The organism is Henriciella barbarensis, from assembly GCF_003576345.1.
GTDB lineage: Bacteria > Pseudomonadota > Alphaproteobacteria > Caulobacterales > Hyphomonadaceae > Henriciella > Henriciella barbarensis.
Map to the genome: position 1 here is coordinate 209635 of NZ_QWGB01000004.1, position 13073 is coordinate 222707.

At 58.3% G+C, this 13073-nt stretch carries 15 protein-coding genes; 6 read left to right on the top strand and 9 right to left on the bottom strand.

The window, feature by feature from the left end:
• Nucleotide 1: 1 nt before the first annotated feature.
• Nucleotides 2-1003 carry a hypothetical protein gene (locus tag D1224_RS02240; protein ID WP_119378307.1) on the bottom strand — a complete coding sequence of 334 codons (1002 nt, stop codon included), beginning with the start codon at nt 1001-1003 and terminating at the stop codon, nt 2-4.
• A 221-nt stretch (nt 1004-1224) separates the two neighbouring features.
• Between D1224_RS02240 and D1224_RS02245 the strand changes: the two genes are divergently transcribed.
• Both D1224_RS02245 and D1224_RS02250 read left to right on the top strand, forming a co-directional pair.
• The gene (locus D1224_RS02245) at nt 1225-1917 is read left to right on the top strand and encodes a hypothetical protein (protein ID WP_119378308.1); all 693 of its coding nucleotides are present in this window, start codon (nt 1225-1227) and stop codon (nt 1915-1917) included.
• A gap of 116 nt (nt 1918-2033) precedes the next feature.
• Nucleotides 2034-2408 (top strand): hypothetical protein, encoded by a 375-nt coding sequence (locus tag D1224_RS02250; RefSeq protein WP_119378309.1) that lies wholly within the window; start codon nt 2034-2036, stop codon nt 2406-2408.
• Nucleotides 2409-2483: 75 nt separating this feature from the next.
• Here D1224_RS02250 and D1224_RS02255 read toward each other — a convergent pair whose 3' ends face one another.
• From D1224_RS02255 to D1224_RS02270, 4 genes are all read right to left on the bottom strand, one after another.
• The gene (locus D1224_RS02255) at nt 2484-3194 is read right to left on the bottom strand and encodes a hypothetical protein (protein ID WP_119378310.1); all 711 of its coding nucleotides are present in this window, start codon (nt 3192-3194) and stop codon (nt 2484-2486) included.
• A 24-nt stretch (nt 3195-3218) separates the two neighbouring features.
• Nucleotides 3219-4625, bottom strand: coding sequence for a peptidoglycan-binding protein (locus D1224_RS02260; protein ID WP_119378311.1), 1407 nt, complete (start codon nt 4623-4625; stop codon nt 3219-3221).
• On the bottom strand, nt 4622-5095 hold the full coding sequence (locus tag D1224_RS02265; protein ID WP_119378312.1) for a hypothetical protein: 474 nt from the start codon (nt 5093-5095) through the stop codon (nt 4622-4624). Before D1224_RS02265 ends, D1224_RS02260 begins: the two co-directional genes overlap by 4 nt.
• 353 nt (nt 5096-5448) lie before the next feature.
• Nucleotides 5449-5658 carry a cold-shock protein gene (locus D1224_RS02270; RefSeq protein WP_119378313.1) on the bottom strand — a complete coding sequence of 70 codons (210 nt, stop codon included), beginning with the start codon at nt 5656-5658 and terminating at the stop codon, nt 5449-5451.
• Between the two features lie 249 nt (nt 5659-5907).
• Here D1224_RS02270 and D1224_RS02275 point away from each other — a divergent pair, with 249 nt between their 5' ends.
• A complete protein-coding gene (locus tag D1224_RS02275; protein ID WP_119378314.1) occupies nt 5908-6390 on the top strand; it encodes a DUF411 domain-containing protein in 483 nt (160 codons plus the stop codon).
• On the opposite strand, the gene D1224_RS02280 is transcribed toward D1224_RS02275, so the two are convergent.
• Entirely contained in the window at nt 6387-6752 is a 366-nt protein-coding gene (locus D1224_RS02280; RefSeq protein ID WP_119378315.1) for a DoxX family protein, read from the bottom strand. The two genes, D1224_RS02275 and D1224_RS02280, sit on opposite strands and share 4 nt — an antisense overlap.
• 164 nt (nt 6753-6916) lie before the next feature.
• Between D1224_RS02280 and D1224_RS02285 the strand changes: the two genes are divergently transcribed.
• Nucleotides 6917-9148 carry a M3 family metallopeptidase gene (locus D1224_RS02285; protein WP_407647428.1) on the top strand — a complete coding sequence of 744 codons (2232 nt, stop codon included), beginning with the start codon at nt 6917-6919 and terminating at the stop codon, nt 9146-9148.
• 116 nt (nt 9149-9264) lie between these two features.
• Here the strand turns inward: D1224_RS02285 and D1224_RS02290 are convergent, their stop codons facing one another.
• Nucleotides 9265-9936: an MlaC/ttg2D family ABC transporter substrate-binding protein gene (locus D1224_RS02290; RefSeq protein WP_182482134.1), complete on the bottom strand. Its 672-nt coding sequence runs from the start codon at nt 9934-9936 to the stop codon at nt 9265-9267.
• A gap of 179 nt (nt 9937-10115) precedes the next feature.
• Here D1224_RS02290 and D1224_RS02295 point away from each other — a divergent pair, with 179 nt between their 5' ends.
• Nucleotides 10116-11111 (top strand): SDR family NAD(P)-dependent oxidoreductase, encoded by a 996-nt coding sequence (locus D1224_RS02295; protein WP_233350361.1) that lies wholly within the window; start codon nt 10116-10118, stop codon nt 11109-11111.
• A gap of 15 nt (nt 11112-11126) precedes the next feature.
• On the opposite strand, the gene D1224_RS02300 is transcribed toward D1224_RS02295, so the two are convergent.
• Both D1224_RS02300 and D1224_RS02305 read right to left on the bottom strand, forming a co-directional pair.
• Nucleotides 11127-11657: a VOC family protein gene (locus tag D1224_RS02300; RefSeq protein WP_119378318.1), complete on the bottom strand. Its 531-nt coding sequence runs from the start codon at nt 11655-11657 to the stop codon at nt 11127-11129.
• 2 nt (nt 11658-11659) lie between these two features.
• Nucleotides 11660-12310 carry a carboxymuconolactone decarboxylase family protein gene (locus D1224_RS02305; protein ID WP_119378319.1) on the bottom strand — a complete coding sequence of 217 codons (651 nt, stop codon included), beginning with the start codon at nt 12308-12310 and terminating at the stop codon, nt 11660-11662.
• Nucleotides 12311-12626: 316 nt separating this feature from the next.
• Here D1224_RS02305 and D1224_RS02310 point away from each other — a divergent pair, with 316 nt between their 5' ends.
• Nucleotides 12627-13037, top strand: a complete 411-nt coding sequence (locus D1224_RS02310; protein ID WP_119378320.1) for a BLUF domain-containing protein — start codon at nt 12627-12629, stop codon at nt 13035-13037.
• Nucleotides 13038-13073 lie beyond the last annotated feature (36 nt).

A 13073-nucleotide genomic window follows, 5' to 3' on the forward strand; every position in this document is an offset into this window, starting at 1 on the left:
GCTAGTCTCTATGAGCGATCATAGGACGGCCGCCGCTCGTGAAATCGCGAATGACTGATGCATATTGCAGTTTTGTAGCATCGATTTCACGCGAGCTCAGAGTAACTATTTCAATATAGTGCGGGTTGCGATGTAACATAAGCGGCCGAATGGGCAGCCAGCCTTCTCTAGAGAGGTTCGCCATCATTGCGCGCCGCACTGCATTTGTAAGGATATCGACAACCTCCAAACCGAAAATGGGGTCTGGAGAGAAGTTCATGTTCTCTCGCAAGACCAAGTCCATATCTACAAATTCGGCCTCTGGGCTCACTCCGTATGCCAGAGCTTTGTAGTCGCTCATCCGCGCTTTAAAGCGATCCTGAGCTGAGTAGTTAAACTCTTTCACCCGTTGAAAAGGCCTCCTGATTGTCTTGGCTTCAAGTATCGGAAGAAGCGTATCCAACCACCACTGCTCCCAGTTGGTAATTCCGGTGTCGCTTTTCGCATCAATGGTCCAAACATATCTGCCCAGTTCTGACGGCCAACGCTGGACGAGAAACAAGTCAGCGCGATTCAGCGTTTGATGAATTAGCTCTGAGGTAGCTACAGACTGGAGGTAAAGCTGTCGCGGAAGCGCCTCCAATGTGCGCCGTAGATGCCAAATGCGTTCACGGGAATCTTCCGGGAATTCATCTGTGAGATTTTCTGTAAGTTTCTCCGCCTGAATGGACTGATGTAGATCGATTTCGCCGTCGGTTTGAACTGAGAGATCGGTTGATACAACTTCAAAAATTCCGCCTATCGTTCGTATGAGCTGGCAGACTTTCTCGATTTGTTTTTCGTCCAATAACCGGCCTTTTACCTCTCCTTTTTCTTTGGGCAGCTCCCGACGTAGGCGCGCGTATAATTTTTCGAAGCCTGCAACTTGCGTGTCTCTGATTACCAATGCACCAACGGCCGAGACACTTTCCTCTCCAGAGGACCGTCTCGTAAAAGAACCAGACTCGTCGATATAAATATGCATTGTAGCTGCCTCAAATCAGAACGGGCACTTTTCCTGTCGGTACATGAGCGCAAAGTTGCTTCTATATTCGACCACGTGGCGGCGCTCGGTTTCCGGCTGTAACCAAGACCTTTCAATATAAATTGGGCGTTGAGGTTGAAAGCTCGTGGACATGTATTTCCCTCAACTGCTTAAAATAAATCGGACTTGGAGTAGGGTTCAAGCAGGAGGTGGGAAACGAATTGACCAACAGCAGTAAAACGACGGCGGATATGTTGACGCGTATCAGGCGGTATCGTGACGCAAAGGAGAATTCGGGGTTGGAAAAGGCTCATCATTTCCTCTTCGATCGCCGCTTAGGTCCAAGAAATTTAGAATATTATCCCGTAATGGCGATTGGCACTAATCCTGGTATCGGCAAGCGCGACTATCGCGGAAATGGACCTCAAACGGAAGAAACCAGTGAGTTCGATCTGCATCGTGAAATCGGCAACGACCCGAACGAGCTGTCGTATTCAAAAAAGCTATTTGAGGTCGCTGGAACTCAAAGCATTGTGCAAACCGAATTCTTCTTTTGGTCATCGCGAGGGACAGGCAAAAGTTTCAGCGAAGATTTTGGCTTCGACTACAGCAGCATCGAAAATTTGAGGCATCTCGAATTTTGTCGAGACCTAAACATTGAACTGATAAAGCATCACAACCCGTCGCATATTATCGCGGTGGGGCTCACCCATATCGTGCTTCTGTGTGCGCTCTACGGGGTCAGTAAACATAACCGGACCATTCGTTCGAAATGCGGCAAGAATCACCGGATTGCCGAATTATTCAGTGGCGAGGACGGTAGGAAGTGGGTTTGGGTACGGCATATTACGGGAGGCAAGCCTGCTCTGACGGTGGCGGAGGCGCGGCAAATAAAAAGTGAGTTGTCGCTTTAATTCTTCACGCACTCTACGGCATTCGTTCAGCGTGAAGTTCATGTTCGCGGAACAACTCGAACGAGCAAAATTTCAATTTTTCCCCACCCCTACAAACCACTCCCATACTCCCGGCCATGCTCAGCCGTGACTGGATCCTCGAAACCCTTGCAAAACTGCCGGTCTGGACCTGGCCGTTTTTCCTGATTCAGGTCTGGGCGACGGAGCGCTATTACCGTGCCTATCGCGCGGCCAACCCCGTCGGCATGCTCGGCGTCGGGGTCCTGCCCAATGGGCGGATCATCATCACATTACAGGTCGCGGGCGGGAAGAGGGCGGAGCCTTCGGGGCGCGGCCTGGCGCTCGCGGCGCCGTGGAAACGTCTCGCGCCGGGTGCCGCATTCTCCCGTTTTACGCGTGCACCGCGTGTGCACCGTATTTGTACCTTCGCTACACCGCTGCTGCACCTTGCGCGCACGCTCCAGCCGGCGAGACCGCTCGCCCCGCCATAGCTCCGTGCGCCGAAAACCAGACCTCCAACGCCGCAAGTCTGAACGACCCTGCGGCCGGACGTGCTGGCCGATTATCTAATGCTTGCTGTCGCAGGCATTCGTGGTGAACAGGTCAGCGATGACGCCTTCGCAATCGCGGTCCTTGCGGTGGTGCCTGTCCCGGTGCGGGCGGTGGCGGCGGTCGTGCCGGTCGTACCGGTCGCTGCGCGGATAGCTATGGCCATAGACCCTGCGCTGAACGACGGGCGCAGCAATCGAGGCGCGGAGTTCGGCGAGCGACAGCGACACTTCCGTGAACCGGTCTTGCGACCGCTCCCAGGACGCGAGCGAGCCGACGCAGGCGCCTTCCTGATAATCGCGCTGATGCATGCAGGCAGCATAGGCGCGGCAGGAGCCTTCGGCGAAGCGATAGGCCGCGTCGAGATCGATCTCGAAAGCGCGAAGTATCTCGGTGCGTTCGGTCTGCGGCCCCGCAGGCGGTTGATCCACGCGCAGGGTGCCCTGGGTCGATTGCGCGCGCTCGTTCACATCGCCGCCTGAGGCATAGCCCGTGATCAGGAGTGTGCGGGCCGCCTCCATTCGTTCGTCACGCTGGGCGCGCAGGGAGTCCACGTTACACACCTGCAGGGCGGTATCGATGGCAATCGCGTCCGCGGTGGCGACAACAGGCGTCGTACTCGGCGGGTAGAATGGGGTCGGCGGGAGGGGTTCATAATGCCGAGTGGGCCCGCAGCCGACGAGCGCGGTCGCGCCGATCAGCACGCTAAGAAGGGTCATATTGCGCATCGGTCCTGTCCTCTCGATTTGCCGTCACCGGCTTGCATTGGCGTCCAGACACCCGGCGGCAGCCGGGGGGACGCGGGCGCGCATGGCATTGCGCAGAATTTCCATGGCCCGCGCACCGCGCCCGGGCGTTTCGCTGGCCTCTTCCTCGATTTCCTGGCGTATCCGCGCCCAGCGCACCTGGGAGTTCGGGGCATGGACCAGTTCAGGGGTGGAGCGGAGGCGACGCGCAATGTCATGGCCGAGATCAGCCGCATCGCGCAGATAAGCGTCAGCGCGCTCAGGGTTTTCGACGATGGCGCAAAGCCGGTAGGAACCGAACACCGCGCCCGTGCCATAGATCACCGCCAGATTGAAATTGGCGTCGGGATCACCGCGAACGGCGGCCATTTCCAGCCATTCCAGCGCCAGATCGGTGTTTTGCACCACGCCGAGGCCCACCGAGTGCATGATCCCCAGGACGTTCTGGACGCCGGGATCGCGGGCGGTCTGGGCGGCATGACACATGAGCTGGGAAGTCTGGCGCGGGGTCAGAGAGGCGGTCTCATCATAGCCAAGTTCCCGCTGGAAGGCCCGGACGGCCCGGCGCGTCTCCGCGCCATACGAACCGTCAATCGTGCCGTTATAATATCCCAGCGCTGTAAGCGCGGCCTGACGCAGATTGAGCCCGATCACATCGGCCATCACACTGCCTGGGTCGCGTGCAATCCGGGCGAGGCTTTCCTGCGAGACAGGACAGTCTACCAGATGGGCCTGCAGGCGGCGTTGGGCGAGGATCGAGGATTGCGCGCCGAATGGACGGCCCCAGGCAACCGACCGGCTCCAGTAACGCATTGCGGCATCGCGTGATGCCGGCATCAGCGGGCGTCCGCCCGCGCGCTCACAGCCAAAATCGATGATCGAGGAATAGGCCTCGCCGCAATCAAGCTCCAGCGTGGTCAGCTCGGCATCCCCGCGTAGCAGCCAGTACCGCGCCGCTTCGCTGTAGACACGTGCAGCAATGGGGCGGGGCACGCATTCCGCTGCCCCGGCGACGCAGACCAGCGCAGCATTCGTGCCGCCCGTGCCAGGGGCCACGGTTTCCAGATGAAACGCCCAGGGTTCGGCCGGGAAGGAATCGCGATGACGCCTCGACCAGCCCCGGTCTGGGTTGCCAAAGGATTTGGGGGTCTCATAGCCATAGCTGTGAAGTTGATCGCTCACACTGGTGCCTGGCGGCACCAAGCGACCTTGCTGTTGCGACACTTCCGACGGGGTACGCGGCTGCCACTCGTCTGTCGATCCGAAACTGAGGCTTTCATCCGCCGGGATGGGGGCAGCTTCAAAGTCGAGTGCCGATTGTTGGGCCTTGCTGTCTGCTGCGAGGAATGCGGCAGCACCGCCCACAATCAGTACGCCCAAGGCCAGCGTTATGAGAATATAGACCCGGTTCATGATCCTTGGTCCCATGTTTCGGAAGCGCCTTCATAGATCCGCTCCTGGCTTTGCGGCAGAAGGGTGCCATCGATCCCAAGGTTTCCCTGCGGGAGGGTAAAGCGCGGTTCACAGACCGGGACCTTGCAAATATCAGATGCGTCCACGCACACCCCGGCATCGCGCCCGATGAAGCTATTCTCGGCCAGTCGGCCGTCGAAATAGCGAAGTCGATATTCGTCCTGTTTAAGATCTCTGACATAGGTTTGATAGGCGCGCTCAGAGAGCTGGACTCTCAGAATGCCAGCAAAGCACTGGCAGTTGTTGCGTCCGTAAGTGTCGGTACAGGCCTCGTAGATCGGGTCGTCGTTCTGCTCGCCGGCGAATACGCCGCTCCGCCATGTGCCAAACAGCAGCAGGATAAGCACGATCAGGCCGATAAGGGCCCAAATCCAGCCTGATCCAGAAGAATATCTCGCCTGTTCGTGCATGTGCCTGTCCCCGCCCCACCACAGGCGTCCCCCTTTTGTTAAGGTTAACGTATGATTAAGTCCACCCGTTAACCATAAATGCGGGTCGAGATTTTTGGGGAGAGACTGGGCAGGGTGGGCGGTTGGTCCCGGACTTATTGTGCCGCAAGCGAGGGTCGTTTCGGGCCACCCTCCAGGAACACCGTGGACGTACCGTCAGTGCACCGTCCAAACACGTTCGCGCGCCGCCTTGGTGTCTGGCGTCAATCTTAAATGGACATAAAAAAAACGCCAACGGGCCGGACCCGCTGGCGTTCTTCGTATTAGGATTTCAGAGGTCGTTCTGGCGCGGTGCGCCCAACCTCGGAAACAGCCTAGACCGTTTCGATCTGGTCGACAGCGGTCTTGCCCTTGCGTGGGTCGACAGCGGTCGTGAACTGCACCTTCTGGCCTTCGTTGAGGGCGGACATGCCGCAACGCTCAAGAGCGGTGGCGTGAACGAAAACGTCGTCGCCGCCATTGTCAGGTGCGATGAAACCAAAACCTTTTTGGTCGTTGTAGAATTTAACTGTGCCTTGGGTCATAAAAGATCTCCTGCAAAGCGTTACCACACGCGACATTGCGTGCGGGGGTGTCGAAACTTTTTGGGAGTCGTCTAAGTCGAGAGCGCAGCGTGCCACAAGGGCTACCGCAAACAAGGCCTGATAGTCCGGCGAAAAGTCGAGAACTGGACCATCCATGTTTTTGGTTGCCTTTGCAAGCGAAAATGTGCGCGCTGTTGGCATCGGGCTGCATTCTGTGCTTCCTGATGGGTTCAGAAAAGGAAGGCCTTCATGTCAAAAGTCTTTGCGTCCGCATTTGCCAGTTTCGCGCTCGCTGGCGCCGTCTTCACAGGCTGGACCCTGTTTTCCGCTCCGGCACCTGCGCATGCGCAGACAATGAATGTCCACAAGACGCCATGGTGCGGCTGCTGCGCGAAATGGGCCGAGCATCTTGAAGAAAACGGCTTCGACGTCGTCATCCACGAGCATGAAGACCTTTCGCCCGTCCGCAGCGAGCTCGGCGTGCCGGGTGAGTTGCAGAGCTGCCATACCGGCGAAGTGAACGGCTATGCGGTCGAAGGCCATGTTCCGGCCGCCGATATCCGCCGCCTGCTTGCGGAAATGCCGTCAGCGCGCGGCCTGTCCGTGCCGGGTATGCCGGCCGGCTCACCGGGTATGGAAATGGGCGACCGGGTCGATGCCTATAATGTCATCCTGTTTGGGGAGGGCGGGCAGGAGGTCTGGGCGAGCCATGGCGGCGGCCACGGCCACTAGACGCTGATCTTTCTGCGCTGCCAGAGCCAGAGACCTAGCGCGATCAGGGCAAGCTGCACTGCGATTCGCGTGGACGCCGCCCACGGGACTGAGAAGATCGGGTCGGTCCGGAAGAAGTCCCAGACATGGATCGGCAGGTAGACAAGACACATCGCTGCGAAGGCCAGCCCAGCAATCGCCCGCGTGCGGGGCATCAGAACGCCGACGCCAATCGCGATCTCTGCAATGCCTGACAGGTAAACGATCGCAAGCTTCGGCCAACCATCCGGGACGGCGTGAAAAAACGGCTCTGGCATGATCATATGAAGAACGCCGCCGACCAGCATCCAGACGGCGATAATAATGATGGCGATCCAGTGCATGGGTTGTTTCCTTACCGCATTGTCATCCTAAATCCTTGCGACGGATTGGACGTCCAGCGCAAGCAGGTGGTAGGACTCCAGTTAATTGCATTTGAAATTATCATGATCCCCAAGGCCGAAAGGCTGATGGGATCAGCCCAACTGGAGTGAGGAAACAAGTGAAACTGAAGACCCTTCTTTTTGCTGGCGCGTCTGCGCTGACCATGAGCGCCATGAGTCCAGCAGCCCTTGCGCAGGACACGAGCATGGAAACCGCGGCCGACGACGCGGACATGGCTGAAGCGGATGACGCCGCACCGACAGTGGACCCACAAGTCCTGCTGGCAGAGTGGACCGGCCCTTATGGCGGCGTGCCACCGTTTGATCAGGTCGATGTGGCCATGTTCACGCCGGCGCTCGAGGCAGCCATGGACAGCGCCCGTGCCGAGCTCGACGCGCTTACGGCCCAAACCGAGCCCGCAACGTTCGAAAACACCATCCTGCCGATGGAACAGGGCGCAGGCGAACTCAGCCGCGCGCTGACGGTTTATGGCATCTGGGCTTCGAACCTGAACAGCCCGGAAGTGCAGGCCGTGCAGCGGGAAGTCGCGCCAAAGTTAGCAGCCTTCCAGGATGCGTTCTATCAGAACGCTGCCCTGTTTGAGCGTATCGACGCGATCTATAATGGTGACGACTATGACCAGCTGACGGCCGAACAGCAGCGTCTTGTCTGGGATTATTACACCGACTTCGTTCGTGCCGGCGCTGCGCTGAATGACGATGAAAAAGCCCGCGTTGCCGAGATAAACCAGGAACTCGCAACACTCTACACGAGCTTCTCGAACAACCTTCTCAATGATGAGCAGGCCTATGTGACGTGGCTGACCGAAGACCAGCTCGGCGGCCTGCCGGACTCGGTCCTCAGCGCAGCCAAGTCTGCAGCCGAGAGCCGCGACAATGAGGGCGGTGAGTATGCCATTCTCAACACGCGGTCTTCTATGGACCCGTTCCTGACCTACTCGGATGACCGTGCCCTGCGCGAAGAAGTCTGGAACACTTATTACGCGCGTGGCGACAATGGCGACGAGTATGACAATAACGGCGTAATCGCGCAGATCATGCCGCTGCGTGCCGAGCGCTCGCAAATCCTCGGCTATGAGAGCTTTGCGCACCGCTCGATCGAGAAAGCCGTTGCCGGCAATCCGCAAGCCGCCATGGACTTGATGCTGAAGGTCTGGCCGGCCGCAACGGCAAAAGTCGACGAGGAAGTCGCCGCAATGCAGGCGATCGCCGATGCGGAAGGCGCGGAGATCACTATCGCGCCGTGGGACTATCGCTATTATGCCGAGAAAGTCCGACAGGCCGAGTACGATTTCGATTCCGAGGAAGTGAAGCAGTACCTCCAGCTTGAGAACCTTCGCGAAGGCATGTTCTGGATGGCTGGTGAGCTTTACGGCATGGAATTCGAACAGGTCTCTGATGTGCCCGTCTTCCATGAAGATGTCCGCGTCTGGGAAGTGACCCGCGACGGCGAGCATCTCGGCCTCTGGTATTTCGATCCATACGCCCGCACCGGCAAGCGTTCGGGCGCCTGGATGAATGCCTACCGTACGCAGGACAATCTGGACGGCTTCACGACGCCGATCGTGTCGAACAATTCCAACTTCGTGAAAGGCAGCGAAGACGAGCCTGTGCTCATCTCATGGGATGATGCCACGACGCTGTTCCACGAGTTCGGTCACGCACTGCATGGTCTCAACTCCAATGTGACGTATCCCTCGCTCGCGGGCACAGCGGTGCCACGCGACTATGTGGAATTCCCGAGCCAGGTCCACGAGAATTGGTTGCCGACGCGCGAAGTGCTGGAGAATTATGCGCTTCACGTCGAAACCGGTGAGCCGATCCCGCAAGAGCTGGTCGACAAGATCGAGCGTGCCGCAAATGCGCGTCAGGGCTTCGACACGACCGAGTATCTCGCCAGTGCGCTTGTTGATATGAAGCTGCACATGATGACGGATTTCGAGGGCTTCGATCCGGACGCCTTCGAGCGCGAGACGCTGGAAGATCTGGGCATGCCGGAAGAGCTGCCCATGCGCCACCGTATGCCGCAATTTGCGCACGTCTTCTCGGGCGAGGGCTATGCGGCGGGCTACTACGCTTATCTCTGGGCCGACACGTTCAGCGCAGATGCGTGGGAAGCTTTTGAAGAAGCAGGCGGCCCTTATGACCGCGAGACGGCCGACGCTTTCGGTAAGTGGATCCTGTCGGTTGGCAATACGCTGCCGCCGTCGGAAGCCTATGAAAACTTCCGTGGTCGCCAGCCGGACACCGACGCGCTTATGCGTGACCGCGGCTTCGGTGTCGCGGGTGAAGCAGCAGGCAGTGTCGGCGACGACACGAACGCGCCGCTCGAATAAAAACGTGGTCATCTGACACTGGAAAGGCCCCGATCCGTTCGGGGCCTTTTTTGTCGCCTGCAAAAGAAAAGCCGGCGCAGAGGCCGGCTTTTCGAAATGCGAGAGAAGTGTGGAGGCTAGCTCGAGATCTCGCTGATCAGCGCATCAATATCGCCATTGTTGCGGTCAAGGATAGCGCCAAACTGGGCGCGCTGTTCAATCGCGAACCAGATGTCCTGAGCCTGGATATCGACGATGTGCCAGCTGCCATTGGCCATGACGCGCCAGCTCATCTCTTGCGGAAGGTCGTTATCTGCGGTGCGAACCTGCGTCACCACAATGGCATCCTTGTCACCGCGGGCGATAACGTCCGTCACCTTGACGTCCGCGCCAGATAGGCCGGACAAATGCTCTTTCATCTGATTGCGCGCAAAGAGCCGGAAGGCATCAACATAGCGCGACTGCTCATCGGCAGAGATGTCTGCCCACTTGTTGCCGAGTGTGAATTTGGCAACGGCGTCGATGTCCACATTAGACAGAACGCGGTCCGCCTCATCGTCTGAAATGACCTGGTCGTCGAGTGCGGTCACTGCCTGCGCCGCGGTATCGGTGACCAGCAGGGCTGCATCATGATCTTCGTTAGCGGCTTGCGCAATCGGCGCCAAAGCTACTGCGCCAGCTGCGAGGAAAGCGCCGGCGGCCATATGGGCGCGAAGCTTGCTCGTGAATCCTTTGGCGTGCGTCATCATCGTCTCCTTGTGCGGTTGCACGTTTGTAATTCTGTTCAACGCGTCGTTGCGTTTGCTCATGACGCCCATTGGAAACGCGCTTTGTCTCAACCGGTTTCAATGCGGCCTGTGATGACACTTATCTGGCGCGCGCATAGCTCATCGCCGAATTGTGAACGCGAAGCTGTTCGACATGCTCGCCGCCTTAGCTACAATGCGCGCAAATGTGAAAATGAAGAGGTGCCCGAATGTCCAGTTCCATGTCCCCCAGCCGTCGCCAACTCCTTCTCGGCGCAGGTGCGGCGGCACTCGCTGCATCTTCAGTTGCAGGCGCGGCGGCTCAGTCCTCCAGCGGCGCGGCGATGGGGCTTGCGGGTAAATCCATCCTGATTACGGGGTCGTCTTCCGGGTTTGGACGCCTTGGGGCTGAACATTATGCCCGGCTCGGCGCGAAAGTCTTCGCGACCATGCGTAACCTGCCACGTCCGGAAGCCGATGAGCTTCGCACGTTGGCAGAGGAAGAGAACCTGGACATTACCGTCATCGAAATCGACATCACCTCTGATGAGCAGGTCGAAGCTGGTGTCGCCGAAGCAGAAGCCGCGGCGGGCGGCGCACTGGATGTCCTGATCAATAATGCGGGTATGGCGATGTCCGGGCCGATCGAGGTGCAGGACCTTGAGGCTACGAAACTGATGTTCGACACGAACGTCTTCGGCGCCCAGCGCATGATCCGCGCCGCGCTGCCGGCCATGCGGGACGCAGGCCGGGGGCAGATCTTCAACGTGACCTCTCAACTCGGACGGCTGATCATTCCGGGTCTTGGCCAGTATTCGCCGACAAAATTCGCGCTTGAGGCTCTCAGCGAACAGCTGGCCTATGAGACGGTCGACAAGGGTATTGAAGTCACGATCATCCAGCCGGGCGGTTATCCGACCGAAATCTGGCAGAACGCGGCCGTGAACTCCGCCGACCTCAAAGAGCGTTCACGCGATCCACTGATTGCTGCCTATCCGCAGCTGACGGCTGGCATGGGCGATAGTGGCAATGGCGGCGGCAATACCGACCCGATGGACATTCCGCGCACGATTGCAGAGATCATCATGATGCCAACCGGCCAGCGCCCGCTTCGCAAAGCGGTACACCCTGTGGCGACGCCGCAAGTGCCAATCAACGAGGTCTCGGCCGAGCAGCAACTCGCCATGCTTGGTGCGTCTGGTTACGGGCCGTGGCTGCGAGCTGTCCTGAAGAACTAGAACCTGGATTAGGCCTCAGGCGGGCTCCGGTTCCCAGAACTTGACCATGGCTGGCGGCGGGGACGGATTGAACTCTGTCTCGTCCAGCGCTGCGAGCGCACGTTCCCGGTCCGCCTTGTCGAAGCTGCCTGTTGTCAGGCAGAATTCGACGCCGTTGCCATTCGGGTCTGTCGTGTAGATTGAATGGCACCAATTGTGATCGATTTCGAAGACATGAAGGCCGGCCTTGCGCCACTTCGATTTCCATTCATCGAGCTCTTCCTTCGAAGAAACTGAGAATGAGTAGTGGTTCGTCAGCGGGGGAAGATTTGCAGCCTTGTTGAGGTCGTGGATGTGTTCGTCTTGGGTTTCTGTGTCGTGCAGCTCCCAGAAGGCGATGAATTTGGAGTCGTCGCCGTTCATGCGATAAAAGAAGTGCTTGCCCCAGCCGCCTGATTGGATGGGAGCGACTTCCACTTTTACCAGTTCGAACCCCATGATCCCTTCATAGAAGTCGTGGGTCGCCTTCATGTCCTTCGCGGCAAGCGCAAGGTGATGATACGCCATGTCTATTCTTCCCCCTGTTTGTTGTTATCGACCACGGCCATGACGTCGGCGCTATCGCCGCCGGGGGCCGGAACCTCGACGATCCGGTCGTCGACATCATCATATTCAAGCCTTAGCGCCCGGCTCATCACGGCATGCATCATATAGGTGCACGTTGTGTAGGTCAGCTCGAGGATCTCCTCGTCCGAAAGGCCGTCTTTCAAAGCCTTGAATGTGCCGTCGCTGACGCGGCCGCGCTGCAGGACGAGCGCGTCAGTATAAGCAAGGACTGCGCGCTCCAGCGAGCCGTAGCAGTCGGCGACCTGCCAGTGCGGAATCGCTTCGATCTGCGCCTCCGTCAGCCCCACATCGCGGCTTGCCTTGCAATGTTGCGAGAAGACGAATTGCGAGCCAACCGTGAAGCCGGCGCGCGTCTGGCCGAGCTCCCTCAGTTTAGGGTCCAGCTTGCGCTCTTTGGAGCGATAGAACTGGAAGCCTTCTGTCGTGTGCTTGAACGCGTCCGGCACGATATTGAAAACGGTCCACCAGTTGCCGGGTGTGCCGGTCGCGGTACCCGGGCTTTCAACAGGGTCGCGGTCTTCGAACAAAAGGTCGAATATGCGGTTCGCGAAGGGGTTGCCGGCCTCACGGCCCGCCTGTTTCAACCTCGGCACATTTTCCTCCCAGACATCCTGCCCAAGGCGGTGTCTTTCTTTTCTATTCGTCGAGAGTGCCGGGCTTCCGCAAAGGCAGTCAAGCAAAGGCTGAGCGAGGGCGAAGGAAGGGGCTGCCGCCGAGGCCAGAAGTGCTCTCCGCCTCAAGACCTTGAAAACGGAGAAGGCTTTAACAGTTGATAGTATCCCTATTGATCGAAAAATGATAAACTGGAGTCTTGTGAAGCCCGCTGGCGCTCAACGACATTCAGTAGATTGCAAATGCCAACTCGCAGGCAATAAACGCCTGCGCGAAAGAGGATAGAGAGACAGACGAATGTACCGGCTGGTTTATGTCAGCACGGCCGTGGAAGGCCTTGCGGACGATGATATCGACAGCATCCTCAACGTGTCGCAGTCGAATAATGACGAACGCTACCTGACTGGATTTCTCGCCCATAATGGTCGTTCGTTCATGCAGGCTATTGAGGGCGAGCGTGACGAAGTTCTCAATACCTATCAGCGCATCATGAGCGATGATCGCCACCAGGGTGTGACCCAGATCATAGGGGAGCCTGTCGAAAAACGCGCCTTCCCCGAGTGGAGCATGAATTATCATCGTGTCGACGATGATGAAGGGTCGTCAACGATGGTCGTTCGCCAGGACGAGTCGATCGATGCGCTGCTCAACCCGGATATGCCTCGGGATCTTCTATACCTGTTCTCCAAATTCCTGCGGATGCGATGAGCCGGGGCCGGGACTGCGCTCGCGCTTGCTAACGCC